Origin of the sequence: Methylobacterium frigidaeris (assembly GCF_022179185.1) — a bacterium.
In the GTDB taxonomy this organism is placed as follows: domain Bacteria; phylum Pseudomonadota; class Alphaproteobacteria; order Rhizobiales; family Beijerinckiaceae; genus Methylobacterium; species Methylobacterium frigidaeris.
In genome coordinates this window covers 1-16415 of record NZ_BPQJ01000079.1, presented here as the reverse complement: position 1 = coordinate 16415, position 16415 = coordinate 1, and the positions used below count along the sequence as shown (strand labels likewise).

Below are 16415 nucleotides of genomic sequence, written 5' to 3'. Positions count from 1 at the left end.
CCGTTCGGGCTTGCCTTGCACCTTCGAACGCGTCCGTTCGAAGGCGCGGCGGTATTACATATTCAACTCCGGAAGCTTCTCACCATGGTGGACACCGGTTTGGTGCCGATCATGGCGCGCCCTGGACCGGGAGGCGATGGCGGATGTCCCGCTCTCGGTCCCGAGGGCGCGGCGGGCGACACGCCGCATTCGTGCCAGGCACCGCGCCGCGGGGGCGCGCCGGTGATCCATCCCCCTGCCGACCCCGAGCCGCTCGACGTCGTTGCTCGCGAGTTGCACGAGCATGCCCGCTGGCGCATCACCGTGGCTGAGAGCTGCTTTCGACTCGAGCGGACCCTCACAAGATCAAGCTGAACGGGACTGACTAGGGTCGACGGTGCGCATGGTGGAGCACGCCGCACGCGCAGCGACGGAGACTGGATGAGCGAGCCGAAACGATGCGGCTCGGTCGGCGTTCACAGCCGTCTCGGCAGCAGGAAGGCGAGAAGTCCGATTGCCGGCAGGTAGGCGCAAAGACGAAACACCTCGACGAGGCCGAGCCGGTCGGCCAGGAGCCCGAGCCCGCCTGCCGCGAGGCCGCCAAGCCCGAACGAGAGACCGTAGAAGAGCCCTCCAACCAAGCCAACCCGATGCGGTACGAGGTCGATCGCGTAGATCAGGATCGACGAGAAGGCGCTCGCCATGATGAAGCTGGCGAGCACGCCGAGCACACCGGTCCAGAACAGGTCCGCATGCGGCAGAATCAGTGCGAGAGGCAGCGGACCGAGGATGGAAATCCAGATGACGCGGTCACGGCCGATCCGATCGCCCAGCATGCCGCCCAGGATGACGCCTGCCGCTCCGACGACCAGGAAGCCGAACAGCATGAGCTGCGAGACCTGCACGCTCACCCCGAAACGCTCGATGAGGTAGAACGTGTAGTAGGACGTGAAGCTCGCCTGGTAGGCGTTCTTCGACATGAGCAGCAGGATCAGGATCGTCATCGCGAACGCGACGCGGCCGGCCGGCATCTCTGGCGCTCTCGGCTCCGTCACCTTCGCGCCCGACTCTCCGTGCTGGCGGCGGGAACTCATGGAGAGCTGCACGGTCCAGAACATCAGCAGCATCGCGAGGATCGCGACGCCAGAGAACCAGGACAGGCTCGCTTGCCCATGCGGCACGACGATGGCGGCGGCGAGGAGCGGACCAATCGAGTAGCCGACATGACCACCGATCTGGAACACCCCCTGCGCGAGGCCTTGCCGGCCTGCTGCGGCGTGCCGTGCCATCCGGGTGGCTTCCGGATGGAAGACGGCTGAGCCCGTGCCGACGAGCGCTGCCGAAGCCAGCACCATGCCGTAGCTCGACGCGAAGGAGAGGCCGAGAATTCCGGCTAGCGTTGCCGCCATGCCGGCGACCATCGCGTGCGGCCATGGCCTTCGGTCGGTGACATACCCCAGCAGCGGCTGAAGCAGGGAAGACGTGACCTGGAAGGCGAGCGTGATAAGGCCGATCTGCGCAAAGTCGAGATGGTAGGTGTCTTTGACCAGCGGATAGATCGCTGGGATCATCGATTGCAGCGTGTCGTTCAAGAGGTGTGCGACGCTGAGCGCCGCCAGCACCGGCATGACGGGACGGGCGGCTGACTGGGCGAGGGATGCAGCAGGCATACGGCAGCCTATTGAGCCCCGAAGTGCCGCGTCAATCGACGATGCTGCAACGCTGCCAGCCATGTGTGAAAACGCGGCCCTCTGCACTTTCGCGCCTGGCGCCTGTCGGCGGCAGATCCGGTCGGGCTCAGCCAGTACCGGCGAACGCGTCCGCAGGCGCAGCGGCATCACGCGTCCGGATCCCGGCGCCCGCCGGCAGCGGGCGAGGCCATTGCGACCGGGTCGACGAGGCGGTCGTACTCCTCCCCCGTCGCGAGGCCCAGGGCGATCGCCGCCGCCCGCGGGGTCAGCCCCTCGCTCATGGCCTTCCGGGTGATCGCGGCGACGCGATCGTAGCCGAGGGTCGGGGTGAGCGCCGTCGCGAGCAGCAGCGCGTTCGCCACGTTTCCGGCGAGACGGTCCCGGTCGACGTCGAGGTCCCGCACCAGCCGCAGGGCGAAGACGCGGGAGCCGTCCGCCAGAACCCGGATCGATTGCAGCAGGTTGTGGATCAGGACCGGCTTGGCGACGTTCAGCTCGAACGTGCCGGAGGCGCCCGCCGCCGAGACCGTCGCATGGTTGCCCACGACCTGGAAGGCGGCCTGGACCAGGGCCTCGGCGACCGTCGCGTTGCGCTTGCCCGGCATGATCGACGACGACAGTCCGTCATCGGGGATCACGAGTTCGCCGAGGCCGCAGCGCGGCCCGGAGCCGAGCAGGCGGATGTCGTTGGCGATCTTGATCGCCGAGACCGCCAGGACGTTGAGGGCGCCCGAGACCTCGACCAGGGCATCGTGGGCGCCCATCCCCTCGAACTTGCTCGGGTTGGGGATGACGGGAAGCCCCGAGAGGGCCGCGACCTCCGCGCAGAAGGCCGCGTCGAACCCAGGCAGCGCGTTGAGGCCGGACCCGACGGCGGTTCCGCCCTGCGCGAGGCGGTGGAGGCGCGGGGCCACGGCCTCGACGCGCTCGATTCCCGACGCGACCTGCGCGGCGAACGCGCGGAACGCCTGCCCGACCGTCATCGGCACCGCGTCCATAAGGTGGGTCCGGCCGATCTTCACCACGTCGTCGAAGGCCACCGCCTTCGCGGCCAGCGTGTCGTGCAGCAGGCGAAGCGCCGGCAGCAGCCGATCGCGCAGCTCCAGCGCCGTGCAGAGATGCATCACGGTCGGAAAGCTGTCGTTCGACGACTGGGAGCGGTTCACGTGGTCGTTCGGATGGACCGGGCTGCGCGTCCCGAGGGCATGGCCGAGGCACTCGTTGGCGCGGTTGGCGATGACCTCGTTGGCGTTCATGTTGGTCTGGGTGCCGGAGCCGGTCTGCCAGACCACGAGGGGGAAGTGGCCGTCGAACCGGCCCTCCCACACCTCGCGCGCCGCCGCCTCGACCGCGGCGGCGAGGGACGCCTCCAGCACCCCGAGACGATGGTTGGCGCGGGCCGCGGCGAGCTTCTGCAGGCCGAAGGCCCGCACGAGGCAGGTCGGCAGGCGCTCCTCGCCGATCGCGAAGACGTCGAGAGCGCGCTGCGTCTGCGCGCCCCAGTAGCGGTCGGCCGGGATCTCGACCGGGCCGAAAGCATCGTGCTCGATTCGGATGGTCGAGGGCTGGGTCATGTCGCATTGCTCCCCAAAGACACGGACGTTCGTCAGCCTGTCGGCGGCGGAGAGCCCGTGGGCCCTCTAGGCATCGGTGCCGCTCAGGGGGAGACCGTGCGCTCCGCCCTGAGACGCGCCAGCGCCTCCTCCGCCATGCGGGGGTCGAACTCCCCGGCGAGCTTGGCGGTGACGACCGTGGCGACGCTGTTGCCGATCACGTTGGTGGTGGCGATGGCGATCGACATGAAGCGGTAGACGCCGAACAAGATCGGCAGCCCCTCCAGCGGCAGCACGCCCGTCGCCGCCACCGTCGCGGCGAAGACCACGAAGCTCCCGCCCGACACCGTCGCCGCGCCCTTGGACGTCAGCAGCATGATCGCCAGAATGCCGAGCTGCTGGCCAAGGTCGAGCGGCACGTGATAGGCGTTGGCCAGGAAGATCACCCCCATCGACATGTAGATCGACGTGCCGTCGAGGTTGAACGCGTAGCCGGTGGGCAGCACGAGGCCGACCGATTGCCGCGAGCAGCCGTAGGTCGGCAGCTTCTCGAGCAGGCGCGGCAGCACGCTCTCCGAGGAGGCGGTGCCGAGCACGATGGTGATTTCCTCCTTGATGAAGGCGAGGAAGCGGAACAGGTTGATCTTGAACAGGGCCGAGATCGCCCCGAGCACGATCACGATGAAGGCGATCACCACCGCGTAGAAGCTCAGCACGAGGTAGATCAGCGAGAGCAGCACGCTCGTGCCGCTCGACCCGACCGCGAAGGCGACCGCCCCGAAGGTGCCGAGCGGCGCGCACCACATGATCAGGTGGATGAACTCGAAGAACGCGTCCGAGATCGTGGTGAGGCCGCGCTCGATCGGCTGACGCTTCTCGGGGGGCAAGTGCAGCAGGGCCGCACCGAAGATCAGCGCGATGACGAGCACCTGCAGCAGCTCGCCGCGGGCGAAGGCGCCGATGAAGTTGTCGGGGAAGACGTTGAGGATGAAGTCGAGCGTCGAGTGCGGCGCGGCGGCGCCGGTCGGCGCCTTGCCCTGGGCGAGGCTGGCCTTGGTCGACTCCGCCATGCCCTGGCCGACGCCGAGCAGGTTCCCGGCGAGCAGACCGACTGCCAGCGCGAGGGTCGAGACGATCTCGAAGTAGAGCATCGCGATCAGCCCGACCTTGCCGACGCGCTTGAAATCGCCCGCCGAGGTCACACCGACGACGACGCACAGGAAGACCAGCGGCGCCACCGCCGTCTTGATCAGGCGCAGGAAGATGTCGCCCAGGATCTTGAGCTGCGAGGCGAAGCTCGGGAACAGGAAGCCGACGGCGGCGCCCAGAACCATCGCCACGATGATCTGGAAGCCGAGATTCGTCCAGATCGCCTTGCGCGGCCTCGCGGCGGCGGGTGCAGGCGGCGGGTGCAGGTCGGTGTGTGTGGTGACGGTCGTCGACATGGTTTCCTCCGGATGGTGCGACGGTCGCAACCGCGCGCTCTTGTTGTCGCCGCGGGGCGGTCAGCCCCGCGGCGCGGCGCATGCGGTCGGTGGGATGCGGTGGGGGTGGGTGTCGTACGATGTCCGATTGATAGCTGCGCAATGCGGGAATCGGCTTCGCTCAGGCGCCGCGCGGGCTGCCGGGACGAGGTCCGAAAGGAATCGTCCGCAACGCGTCTCAGCGGTCGCGCGGCACGGAGGCGAGCACGCGGTCGACCATCTGCGGCGCGGCGCCGAGATATTTCGCCGGGTCGGTCAGGTGGTCGATCGCGGCCCGGTCGAAGTGCTCGGTGACCTCCGGTACGGCGGCGAGCGCCTCGGCCAGCGTGCCGCCGCGCTCGTTCACGACGCGGCAGGCCGCGTAGACGAGGTCGTGCGCCGCCTGACGGCCGGTATGGGGGGCGAGCGCCATCATCACCGCCTCGGCGACGATCAGCCCGCGGCTGAGGCCGAGGTTCCGGCGCATCTGCGCCTCATCGACGATCAGCCCGCCCAGCGCGAACTTCGCTTGGTGCAGGGCGCCCGCAATCAGCACGAAGCTCTCGGGGATAGCCATCCACTCGGCGTGCCAGGGGCCGGTCGCGCGCTCGAAATCCTGCACCATGGCGTCGAGCATCAGCCCCGCCTGCTGGCGCACGCCCTTGGCGGCGGCGAGCATCAGCTCGGACGAGATCGGGTTGCGCTTCTGCGGCATGGTCGAGGAGGCGCCGCGCCCGGTGACGAAGGGCTCGTAGACCTCGGCGAACTCCGTCGAGGCCATGATCATCACGTCGAGCGCGATCTTGCCGAGGGAGCCGGCAATGAGGGCGAGCAGGGTGACCACCTCGGCGAAGCCGTCGCGCGCCACGTGCCAGGTCGAGACCGGCACCCCGAGGTCGAGTTCGCGGCAGAGCGCCTCCTGCACGGCAAGGCCGTGCTCGCCGAGCGAGGCCAGGGTACCCGCCGCCCCGGCGAAGGAGCCGACGAGGACCCGCGGGCGGACCTGGGCGAGGCGCCCGGCGTGGCGGTCGAGGGCGGCGAGCCAGATCGCGGCCTTGTAGCCGAAGGTGATCGGCAGGGCCTGCTGCAGGTGGGTGCGGCCCGCCATCGGGGTGTCGCGGTGGCGGCGCGACAGGTCGGCCAGGATCCTGCGCAGGGCGTCGACATCGGCCGAGACGAGGTCGAGGCCGGCGCGGACCTGGAGCACGTTGGCGGTGTCCATGATGTCCTGGGTGGTCGCCCCCCAGTGGACGAAGCGGCCCGCCTCGCCGCATTGCTTCACCAGCTGGTGGACGAGCGGCAGGATGGGGTAGCCGACATTGTCGGTCTCATGGCGCAGGAGATCGAAGTCGAGCGCCTCGAAGCTGCATCGCGCGGCGATCTCATCGGCGACCTCGGCCGGGATGACGCCGCAGGCCGCCTCGGCCTTGGCGAGGGCGACCTCGACCTCGATGAAGCGCCGGATCAGGGCATGGTCGGAGAAGACCGCGCGCATGGCGGGAGTGCCGAACGCGTCGCGGAACAGGAGGGAGTCGATGACGGTGGTGGCGGGTGCGGGGATCGGTCGGGTCACGGTTTCCTCCGGCCGCTCCACGAACGGCATCATTATGTACGAACATTAACGGGTCTATTTTATGTCCGGACATGATGTCAAGAAGGATGGCGCGCCTCGGCGTGCGGCTGTGCGGGACGGGTCGATGGGCGGGACGCTGTGGGCGCAGGTGGCGCGCGATCTGAGGGCTGGGATCGCGTCGGGCCGCTATCCGATCGGCTCGCTGCTGCCGACCGAGCTGGAGCTGTGCGAGCAGTATGGGATGAGCCGCCACACGGTGCGCACGGCGATCCGGCAGTTGCAGGATCAGGGCCTCGTCTCGCGCAACAAGAAGGCGGGGACGCGCGTCGAGGCGGCGGAGCCGACGAGCGGCTACCGCCAGTCGCTCGCGTCCCTGGAGGATCTGATCCAGTTCGGCGCCGCGACGATCCGCGTGGTCCAGGAGACGGCGTACGTCACGGCGGATGCGAGCCTGGCCGCCGAGATCGGCTGCGAGGAGGGGACGCGCTGGTTCCGGATCTCGAGCCTGCGCCTGAGCGGCGAGCCGGGCGCACCCCCGGTGAGCTGGACCGACGTGTACGTCGACCCGCTCTACGCCGACCTCGGCGAGACCGCCCGCGCCGCGCCGGAGGTCCTGGTCACGACGCTGATCGAGCAGCGCTACGGCCGACGCTGCGCCGAGATCCGGCAATCCGTCGACGCCATCGCCCTGCCAGCCGTCCGGGCCGCGGCGTTGCAGGCGCAGGCCGACGCGCCCGCGCTCCGGATCGTGCGCCACTACGTCGACGAGAAGGGCGGGATCTTCGAGATGTCCTCGACGATCCACCCGGCGGGACGGTTCACGGTCTCTCAGCGGCTGCGACGCATGAATGGAGGCGGGATCGCCTCGGATGCCGACGGCGCGGACGCCGCGGGGTCATGACGACGGCGAAGCGCTCGCCGCCGATCGACCTCATCGGTCCGCCGCGCGCTCGCGTCTCAACCGGACGTCGAGCCATCCATGCCGATCGACCGTGACGACATCGCCCTCGCCGGCGATCACGGTGGTGGTCTCCGCCTCGAAGATCGCCGGACCCGTGATCGTCATGCCCGGCTCGAGCGACTCGATCCCGTAGACGGGCGCGTCGCGCCAGCCGTCGAAGTACGCGCGACGCTGCGCGCCGGGCGAGGCTGGTGACGGCGAGGCGCTCGCCGCTTGAACGGGTGGCGCCGCGACGGCGCCCACCACGGCAACGCGAGCGTTGACGAACACGACCTCCTGATCCCGGGAGGCGTAGGTGAACAGCGCCTCGTGGCGGGCATGGAACTGCTCGTGGACCCGGGCGACGAGCGCGGGCGCGTCCCAGGCGAGGTCGTCGAGCGGGACGTCGACCTCGAAGACCTGCTCGCCGTAGCGCATCTCCGCCGAGCGCTCGACGCGCAAGGGGCCGTCGAACCACTCGCGCAGCCGGGCCGTCGCCCGCGCTTCGAGGTCCGAGAAGATCGCCCGGAGACCGTCGTCGTCGACGGCCGCGCTCTCGCCGACATGGGTGCGGCTCACCTCGTAGCGCAGGTCGCTCGCCAGCATGCCCCAGGCCGACAGGACCGAGGCGACGGTCGGCACGATGACCCGCGGGATCTCCAGTTCGCGGGCGACCTCGACGGCGTGCAGGCCCGCGGCGCCGCCGAAGGACAGCAGGGCGAAGCGGCGGGGATCGACCCCGCGCCGCAGGGTCATGAGCCGGATGCCGTCGGCCATCTTCAGGTTGATCAGCCGGTGGATGCCGAGCGCCGTCTCCTCGCGGGAGAGGCCGAGCCGGGGTGCGAGGCCGTCGGCAGCGGCTTCCGCCGCCGCCCGGTCGAGCCGCTTGCGACCGCCGAGAAAGGCCTCGGCATCGAGGTAGCCGAGCAGCAGGTTGGCGTCGGTCACGGCCGCTTGCGTCCCGCCCTGGCCGTAGCAGGCGGGCCCCGGCACGGCGCCGGCGCTCCGGGGGCCGACCTGGAACCGCTCGTCCTCGAAGCTCGCCAGCGAGCCCCCGCCGGCCGCGACCGACGCGATGTCGAGGGAGCGCAGCGCGATCCGCTCGCCGGCCAGCCCGCGGGCGCCCGACAGGGCCGCCTGGCCGTCGACGATCAGCGAGATGTCGGTCGAGGTTCCCCCGACATCGAACGGGATCAGGTCGGGGAGGCCGAGCATCGCCGCGCAGCGGCGCGCGCCCGCCACCCCGCCGGCCGGGCCCGACAGGACCGTCGCCGCCGCGAGCCGGCCCGCCTCCTCGACCGGCGCCATGCCGCCATGCGACAGGATGATGAAGAGCGAGCCCGACAGGCCGGCCTCGCGCAGGCGCCGCTCCAGGTTGGTCAGGTAGCGCTGGACCGCCGGCCCGACATAGGCGTTCACCACCGTGGTCGAGACGCGCTCGTACTCCTTGATCTGGGGCAGCACGTCGCTTGAGCGCGTGACGTAGAGGTCGGGCAGGTCGCGGGCCAGCCGCTCGACGGTGGCGATCTCGTGGGCCGGGTTGCGGTAGGCGTGGAGGTAGCACACCGCGACCGACGTCGCGCCGGAGGCGCGCACGCGGGCGACCGCCTCGGCGAGGGACGCTTCGTCGAGTGGAACCGCCACCGAGCCGTCGGCCCGCAGGCGCTCGCGGACGCCGATGCGCAGGGACCGGGGCACCAGCGGCTCAGGGGGAGCCGAGCGCAGGTCGTAGCGGTCGTCCTTCAGGCCCTCCCGCATCTCCAGCACGTCCCGGTGCCCCTCGGTGGTGAGGAGCGCGACCTTGGCGCCCTTGCGCTCGAGGAGCGCGTTGGTGGCCACCGTCGTGCCGTGCACGATCCGCTCGGTCCGCGACAGCATCTCCCGCAGGTCGAGGCCGAGCCTGCGGGCCAGCTCCTCGAGGCCGGTCAGCACGCCGAGCGACTGGTCGTCGGGGGTGGACGGCGACTTGGCGAACACCGTCGTGCCGGTGCGGTCGATCGCCACGAGGTCCGTGAAGGTCCCGCCGACGTCGATCCCGATCCTGAACTGCGTCACCTCACCGATCTCCCTTGCCGCTCACCAGTTCCTCGGCGAGGTCCCGCTCCCGGGCCACCGGGTCGCGCGCCTCCGGAGGGCCCCAGCCGCCGCCGCCGCCCGAGCGGATCTCGAACACGTCCCCGGGCCGGACCGGGATGCCGGTCTCCTTGGTCTTGAGCCTCCGCGGCTCCCGGCCCTCCGAGAGGAGGCGATAGGCGTGCGGGGCCGCGTCGCGCCCGCCCTGCATGCCGCAGGCGCCGTATCGGATGCCGTCGCCGGCGGTGTTCGCGACCGCCGGCGTCGCCGTCTCGACCACGAGGTCGAGGGCGGCGCCGAGGCCGCCGCGGAACTGACCCTCGCCGCCGGAATCGGGCAGGAACTCGTGGCGGCGGAAATGCAGGGGAAAGCGGACCTCGGCGAACTCGACGCTGCCGAACTTCAGGCCGCCGACGGTGTGCCACTCGCCGGCCGTCGACCAGCCGTCGCCGCCGGAGGACGCGCCGCCGCCCGGGCGGGCGTGGAACATGTGCCAGATGAAGCCGCGCCCGGTGCGCGGGTCCTCGCCCTGGAGCGCGATGCGGAAGCGCCGGCCCCAGCCCGCCATCGCCCGCGCCGGGCAGGCGCCCGAGAGCGCCTTGACGATCGCCTCCACGATCTCGTCCGAGGGGTGGCTGGTGCACATCGTCACCGGCCGGCCCGGCTCCGCCCAGACGATCGTGCCCTCGCGCGCCTTGACGGTGAGCGGGCGGAACGCGCCGGCATTCTTCGGCACGTCGGCGTCGAGCAGGTAGGCGAAGGCCATCGCGCAGGCCGACTGCATGTTGGCGTGCGAGGAGTTGACGAAGCTGGTGCTCTGCGGGTCGGAGGCCGAGAGGTCGACCTCGACGTCGCTGCCGCGCTTGGTCACCCGGGCGTGGATGCGGATGTCCTCGCGGCCGTGCCCGTCGTCGTCGAGGAACGCTTCGCCCTCGTAGACGCCGTCCGCCCAGGTCGCCACGATCGCGCGGGCGCGCTGCTCGGCGGCGTCGAACAAGCCCTCCACCGCCTGGAGCACGACCGGCCCGCCGAACTCGGCGAAGAGCTTCGTCATCCGGCGCTCGCCGAGGGTGGCGGCCCCGACCATCGCCGCGAGGTCGCCGCGGAAGTCGTGGCCGTTGCGCGTGTTGAGGGCGAGGAGGTCGATCAGGTCCTCGCGCAGGCGACCGGCCTCGGTGAGCCGGATCGGCGGCACCCGCAGCCCCTCGGTCCAGATGTCGCGGGCATCCGGATTGTAGGCGCCGTAGGTCGAGCCGCCGATGTCGCTCTGGTGTGCCCGCACGACGGTCCAGAACAGGCGCTCGTCGCCGTCGAAGACCGGCACGAAGGCGGTGAGGTCGGGCAGGTGCGATCCGCCGTGATAGGGATCGTTCATAAGGAAGACATCGCCGGGCACCACGTCCCGGAAGCGGTCCTCGACGGCGCGGGTCGCCCAGGGCAGCGCCCCGACATGCACCGGGATGTGGTCGGCCTGGGCGACGAGCCGCCCCTGCGTGTCGGTGATGCCGATCGAGAAGTCGCGGCTCGAATTCAGGATCTGCGAGTACGAGGTCCGCAGCATCGCCTCGCCCATCTCGGTCACGATGGAGGACAGGCGGTGCTCGACGACCGAGCGGGTGATGGGATCGACGGGACGCGGCATGGTGGATTCCAGGCTGGCGATGATCCGGGCGGTCAGGCCGCGGCCGATCGGACGAGGGCGGTCGAGATTGCGGCGAGGATCGCCGTGAGGTCGTCGTCGGTCATCGGGGTCGAGAGGGCCATCAGGCCGTAGCTCGCCATCAGCACGCCCTCGTCGAGGAGGGCGCGGAAGAACGCCGCCTGCCGCGCCGCCTCGGCCGGGCCGTGATGGGCGGAGCGGTAGTCGCGCACCGGGCGGTCGGTGAAGTGGATCTTCATCAGCGAGCCGAGGCCGGTCGCGCCGCCCGGGACGCCGTGGCGGCGGAAGGCGTCGTCGATTCCGGCCCGGACCCGCTCGCCCATCGCGTCGAGGCGGGCGAAGGCGGCCTCGTCGAGGAGCTCCATCGCCGTGAGGCCCGCCCGCATCGTCACCGGGTTGGCCGAGAAGGTGCCGCCCGCCGGCAGCGCCGGCTTGCCCTCGCTCGGATCGAACACCGCCATCACGTCGGCCCGGCCGCCGGTGGCGCCGACCGGGAACCCGCCGCCCATGATCTTGCCGAAGGTCGTGAGGTCGGCGTCCACCCTCCAATGCGGCTGGGCGCCGCCATGGCCGAGGCGGAACGAGATCACCTCGTCGAAGACCAGGAGGGCGCCGACCTCGCGGGTCACCTCGCGCAGGGCTTGGATGTAGGCGCGGTCGGCCGGGACGAGGCCGGCGCGGTTCGGCATCGGATCGACCAGCACGCAGGCGAGGTCGGATCCGTGTGCCCGGATGAGGCTCACCGCCCCGTCGATGTCGTTGAACGGGATCGTGACGACGTCGTCGAGGACCGCTTGCGGCGTCCCGCGGGCATAGGCGACCGAGGCTGGCGGCGCCTGGGTCCAGCTCGCGGCCGGCGTCTCCAGGCTGACCTCGGCGTAGTCGTAGGAGCCGTGATAGGCGCCCTCGCACTTGGCGATCTTCGGCCGCCCGGTGAAGGCGCGCGCCGCCTTCAGGGCGTTCATCACCGCCTCGGTGCCGGAATTGCTGAAGCGGATCCGCTCGACCGAGGCGACGCGCCCGCAGAGCAGCTCGGCGAGCTCGACCTCCGAGACGGTCGGCAGGCCGGGCGCGCTGCCGAGGCGCATCTGGCTGCAGGCCGCCTCGACGACGACCGGGTGCGCGTGGCCGTGGATCAGCGAGGTGAAGTTGTTGATGCAGTCGATGCGGGCGGTGCCGTCGAGGTCGATCACCCGGCAGCCCTCGCCGCGCTCGGCGTAGAGCTGGTAGGGCTTCATGAACACGGTAGTGCGGGTGTTGCCGCCCGGCAGGCTCGTGCGGGCGCGGTCGTGCATCGCCTTGGAGCGCGATGCCGCATCGGGATAGGCCATGGACTTGCTCCTGATCGTGACGCCCCGGCCCCGGAGGCGGGGTCGCGGACGACGGATGGCTGCCCGCGGGGAGCCGGTGACGGGTCAGCGGCCGAGATAGGCCTCGCGCACCCGGGGATTGGCCTTGAGCTCGGCGGCCGGGCCGGCGAGGACCACGCGGCCGGTCTCCAGCACGTAGCCGCGATCGGCGACCGCGAGCGCCAGCACGGTGTTCTGCTCGACCACGAGGATCGTGAGGCCGCTCTCCCGGATGCGGCCGACGCGCTCGTAGACCTCCTCGGCGAGCCGCGGGGCGAGGCCGAGCGAGGGCTCGTCGAGGAGAAGGAGCTTCGGGCGCGCCATCAGGGCGCGGCCGATGGCGAGCATCTGCTGCTCGCCGCCGGACAGGGACCAGCCGAGCTGCCGGCGCCGCTCCTTGAGGCGGGGAAAGAGGTCGAACGCGAAGGCAAGCTCGTCGGCATAAGACCCGCCCGGCCGGCGCCAGGCGGCGGTGGCGACGACCAGATTCTCCTCGACGGTGAGTCCCGGGAAGATGCGCCGGCCCTCCGGTGCCTGGGCGATGCCGAGGCGCACCCGCCGCTCGCAGGAGAGGCGCTTGAGCGAGTTGCCGGCGAAGCGGATGTCGCCGCCGCGGATCGCGTTCAGCCCCGAGATCGTCTGGAGCAGGGTCGTCTTGCCGGCGCCGTTGGCGCCGATCAGCGCCACCGTCTCGCCCTGCCGCACCTCCAGGCTGACGCCGTGGAGCGCGGCGATGTCGCCGTAGGCGACCGTGAGGTCCTCAACGGCCAGCATGGGCGGCTCCCTCGCCGAGATAGGCGGCGAGCACCGCCGGATCGGCCTGCACCTCGGCCGGGGTGCCCTCGGCGATCTTGCGGCCGAAATTCAGCACGACGACGCGCTCGGCCAGCCGCATCACCATGCCCATGTTGTGCTCGATCAGGACCACGGCGATGCGGTCCTCGGCGCGGATCGCCCGCAGGCGCGCCATCAGGTCCTCGACCTCGCCGAGGTTGAGCCCCGCCGCCGGCTCGTCGAGGAGCAGCACCCGCGGCTCGCAGGCGAGCACCCGCGTCAGTTCCACCATGCGGCGGTTGCCGTAGGACAGGGCGGAGATCGGCTGGTCGGCCAGGCGCTCGAGACCCATGCGGCGGAGCTGGGCGAGGGCGTGGGCCCGCAAGCCTGCCTCGCCCCGCCCCGCCCGGTTCGCCGCCCCGGTCATGATGTTCTCGACCACGCTGAGGCGCGGAAAAAGGCGCCCGTGCTGGAAGGTCCGCCCAAGGCCGGCGCGGATGCGGCGGTGGGTCGGCAGGCGGGTGACGTCCCGCCCGTCGAGGGCGATGCGTCCCGCCGTGGGGGCGGACAGGCCGGTGAGCACGTTGAGCAGCGTCGACTTGCCGGCGCCGTTCGGGCCGATCAGGGCGACGAACTCGCCGTTCCCGACCGTCAGGTCGACGTCGGCCAGGGCGACGAGGCCGCCGAACCGCTTGGTGATGCCGGTGGCCGACAGGGCATTCTGCGTGGCGGCGATCATCGGCTGACGGCTCCGTCGAGGCCCGCGGCGGTGTCCTGCGGCGGGAGAGCGGGGCGGCGCCAGCGCCGCAGCAGGCCGGCGATGCCGGTCGGCAGGAAGACGAGGATCGCCAGCATCATCAGGCCGAAGAAGGCGAGGTAGCCTTCGCCGAGCACGCGCAGCCACTCGGGCAGGAAGGTGAGGAGCGCTGCCCCGACGATCGCGCCCGCGACCGACCCCTCGCCGCCGACGATCAGCATCGACAGGAAGGTGATCGAGTGGGCGTAGTTGAAGTCGTCCGGCGAGACGAAGTGGACATGGGCCGCGAACAGGCACCCGGCGATCGCCGCGTAGATCGCCGACAGCACGAAGGCGGTCACGCTCACGCCGGTGACGTCGATCCCCGTCATGGCGGCGGCTGTCTCGTCGTCGCGCACCGCCATCATCGCGCGCCCGAGCCGGGAGGCGTGGATCGCCAGCGCCGCGAGGCCGAGCAAAGCCAGCACCGCGAGCCCGAACCACAGGAAGGTCTGCTCGCCGTCGAGCTTGTAGCCGGCGAGCGTCAGGCCCGGGATCTGGGCGATGCCGTTGGTGCCGCCGGTCAGCTCGATCCAGTTCGACGCGACGATGCTGAAGCTGACGTTGAGCCCAAGCGTCGCGAGGGCGAGGTAATGCCCCTTGAGGCGCAGGAGCGGATAGCCGAGCGCCGCGGCCGCGAGGCCGGTGCCGGCGACGGCCGGAATCGCCGCGAGCCAGGGCGACCAGTCGGCCTTCGTCGTCAGGATCGCCAGGCCGTAGGCGCCGAGGCCGACGAAGGCGGAGTGGCCGAGCGAGATCAGCCCGGCATAGCCGAAGGCGAAGTTGAGCCCGATCACCGCGACCGCGGCGATGACCGCCATGTTGAGGAGCCGCAGCGTATATTCCGAGACGGCGAAGGAGAGGGCGAAGCCGGCCAGGATCAGCGCGGAAAGCACGAGGACGGAGCGCATGGTCGTCAGCCCCGGTCCTGGATGCGCTCGCCGAACACCCCTTGCGGGCGCAGGAGCAGGAACAGGATCATCGCCCCGAAGGCGATCAGGTCCTTGTAGGCCGACGAGACGTAGGAGGCGCCCAAGACCTCGGCGAGGCCGACGAACAGGCCGCCGGCGATCGCGCCCGGCAGGCTGCCGAAGCCGCCGATGATCGTCGCCGCGAAGGCCTTCAGGGCGATCGGGTCGCCCATGTTGACGTCGGCAAACCACATCGGTCCGAGCATCAGGCCGGCGATGCCGGCGAGCACGGCCGCCAGCACCCAGGTGAAGGCGAGGAGCGCGTTGACCCGCAGGCCCATCAGGCGGGCCGTCTTCGCGTCCTGCGCGACCGCCCGCATGGCGATGCCCAAAGCCGTGCGGTTGAGGAGGAGCCACATAAGCCCGATCAGGACGGCCGTTGCGACCACGACCGCGACCGCGTGGACCGGGATCACCGCGCCGGCCACCTCCAGCATCATCCCCTCGACCGGCGAGGGGAGGCGGAACGGCCACGAGCCGAAGGTGAGGAGGGCCGCGTTCTGCAGCGTGATGCCGATCGCCACCGTCCCGATGATGATCGTGACGACCGGGGAGCGGCCGAGCGGCAGGTAGACCACGGCGTAGAACAGGAGGCCGAACAGCGCCATCAGGGCGAGGGCGCCGGCATAGCCGACTGGCAGCGGCCAGCCCGCATTCACCAGTGTCGCCACGCCCGCGAAGGTCCCGAGCATGACGAACTGGCCGGCGGCGAAGTTCACCACCCCCGTGGCGGAGTAGACGATCACGAACCCGATCGCGGCGAGCGCGTAGACGCTGCCGAGGGCGAGTCCGTTCGTCAGGAGTTGGATGAGGTCAGCCATGTGCCATCCATGTGCGGTCGCCGCGTCGTGTCGCCTCCTGGTCGCCTCAGTCGAGCTTGACGGTGGTGATCGCCTCGAGCGCCTTGGTGCCGGGCTTGGCCTTGACCACCGCGACGTCGTGCACGCCGTTGCCCTTCGCGTCGAACGTGAAGGCGTGACCGATGCCGGGCCAGGCCTTCACCCCGGCGAGCCAGTCGCGCAGGGCCTTCGGCTCGGTGCCGACCTGGCGCATGCCCTCCGCCATCAGCATCGCGCCGTCGTAATAGGCGAGGCCGTAGGCGTCGGCGTCGGTGCCGAACTTCGCCTTGTAGCGCTCGGCGAAGTCCTTCATCCGCCCGCCCGCGCTCGGGTCGACGAAGGCGTCGACGACGCCCCAGACGTTGTCGAGGTCGGCCGGCGACAGGAGCTGGAGGGCGGCCGGAACGAAGGCCGCCGAGGAGGCGACGATCGGCATCTTGAGGCCGAGCGCCTTGGACTGGCGCAGCAGCAGCGCGCCGTCCGCCGGGTAGCAGAACACGAAGATCACGTCGGCCCCGGCCGAGCGCAGGCGCAGGAGCTGGGCGGAGAAATCCTTGTCGTTCTGGCCGTAGGCCTCGTTCGCCACGACCTTGAGGCCGGCCTCCTCCAGCCGCTTGGCCGCCACCCCGGCGCCGCCCTGGCCGAAATCGTTCTGGATGGCGAGGATGCCGGGCTTCGTCGCCTTGAGCTGCGTGGTCACAGGCTGTGTGAGAACGCGGTTTTGGTGGATGGGCAGGTGAGTGAGCCCTTGCAG

14 protein-coding genes are annotated in these 16415 nt (G+C 70.9%); 2 read left to right on the top strand and 12 right to left on the bottom strand.

Going from position 1 to position 16415, the window contains the following annotated elements; all coding sequences use genetic code 11:
* A partial coding sequence (locus MFF64_RS35115; RefSeq protein ID WP_238193687.1) for a hypothetical protein occupies nt 1–354 on the top strand: 354 nt, incomplete at its 5' end.
* A gap of 101 nt (nt 355–455) precedes the next feature.
* On the opposite strand, the gene MFF64_RS35110 is transcribed toward MFF64_RS35115, so the two are convergent.
* The 4 genes from MFF64_RS35110 to pcaB form a co-directional block, all read right to left on the bottom strand.
* A complete protein-coding gene (locus tag MFF64_RS35110; RefSeq protein WP_099906498.1) occupies nt 456–1649 on the bottom strand; it encodes an MFS transporter in 1194 nt (397 codons plus the stop codon).
* Nucleotides 1650–1816: 167 nt separating this feature from the next.
* The gene (locus MFF64_RS35105; RefSeq protein WP_099906496.1) at nt 1817–3244 is read right to left on the bottom strand and encodes a class II fumarate hydratase; all 1428 of its coding nucleotides are present in this window, start codon (nt 3242–3244) and stop codon (nt 1817–1819) included.
* An 83-nt stretch (nt 3245–3327) separates the two neighbouring features.
* Complete coding sequence (locus tag MFF64_RS35100) at nt 3328–4668, bottom strand: cation:dicarboxylate symporter family transporter (protein ID WP_099906494.1); 1341 nt, start codon at nt 4666–4668, stop codon at nt 3328–3330.
* Nucleotides 4669–4885: 217 nt separating this feature from the next.
* The gene (gene pcaB, locus MFF64_RS35095) at nt 4886–6259 is read right to left on the bottom strand and encodes a 3-carboxy-cis,cis-muconate cycloisomerase (RefSeq protein WP_425324404.1); all 1374 of its coding nucleotides are present in this window, start codon (nt 6257–6259) and stop codon (nt 4886–4888) included.
* Nucleotides 6260–6383: 124 nt separating this feature from the next.
* Between pcaB and MFF64_RS35090 the strand changes: the two genes are divergently transcribed.
* Complete coding sequence (locus MFF64_RS35090; RefSeq protein WP_238193686.1) at nt 6384–7160, top strand: GntR family transcriptional regulator; 777 nt, start codon at nt 6384–6386, stop codon at nt 7158–7160.
* Between the two features lie 30 nt (nt 7161–7190).
* Here MFF64_RS35090 and MFF64_RS35085 read toward each other — a convergent pair whose 3' ends face one another.
* From MFF64_RS35085 to MFF64_RS35050, 8 genes are all read right to left on the bottom strand, one after another.
* Nucleotides 7191–9254, bottom strand: a complete 2064-nt coding sequence (locus tag MFF64_RS35085; RefSeq protein ID WP_238193685.1) for a hydantoinase/oxoprolinase family protein — start codon at nt 9252–9254, stop codon at nt 7191–7193.
* A gap of 1 nt (nt 9255) precedes the next feature.
* Nucleotides 9256–10914 (bottom strand): hydantoinase B/oxoprolinase family protein, encoded by a 1659-nt coding sequence (locus MFF64_RS35080; protein ID WP_238193684.1) that lies wholly within the window; start codon nt 10912–10914, stop codon nt 9256–9258.
* 32 nt (nt 10915–10946) lie between these two features.
* Nucleotides 10947–12263 carry an aspartate aminotransferase family protein gene (locus MFF64_RS35075; protein WP_238193683.1) on the bottom strand — a complete coding sequence of 439 codons (1317 nt, stop codon included), beginning with the start codon at nt 12261–12263 and terminating at the stop codon, nt 10947–10949.
* Nucleotides 12264–12347: 84 nt separating this feature from the next.
* On the bottom strand, nt 12348–13055 hold the full coding sequence (locus MFF64_RS35070) for an ABC transporter ATP-binding protein (protein ID WP_238193682.1): 708 nt from the start codon (nt 13053–13055) through the stop codon (nt 12348–12350).
* A complete protein-coding gene (locus tag MFF64_RS35065; protein ID WP_238193681.1) occupies nt 13042–13794 on the bottom strand; it encodes an ABC transporter ATP-binding protein in 753 nt (250 codons plus the stop codon). Before MFF64_RS35065 ends, MFF64_RS35070 begins: the two co-directional genes overlap by 14 nt.
* On the bottom strand, nt 13791–14762 hold the full coding sequence (locus tag MFF64_RS35060) for a branched-chain amino acid ABC transporter permease (RefSeq protein ID WP_099900393.1): 972 nt from the start codon (nt 14760–14762) through the stop codon (nt 13791–13793). The genes MFF64_RS35065 and MFF64_RS35060 overlap by 4 nt, the downstream gene beginning before the upstream one ends.
* Before the next feature lie 5 nt (nt 14763–14767).
* A complete protein-coding gene (locus tag MFF64_RS35055; RefSeq protein ID WP_238193680.1) occupies nt 14768–15643 on the bottom strand; it encodes a branched-chain amino acid ABC transporter permease in 876 nt (291 codons plus the stop codon).
* Between the two features lie 46 nt (nt 15644–15689).
* A partial coding sequence (locus tag MFF64_RS35050) for an ABC transporter substrate-binding protein (protein WP_238193679.1) occupies nt 15690–16415 on the bottom strand: 726 nt, incomplete at its 5' end.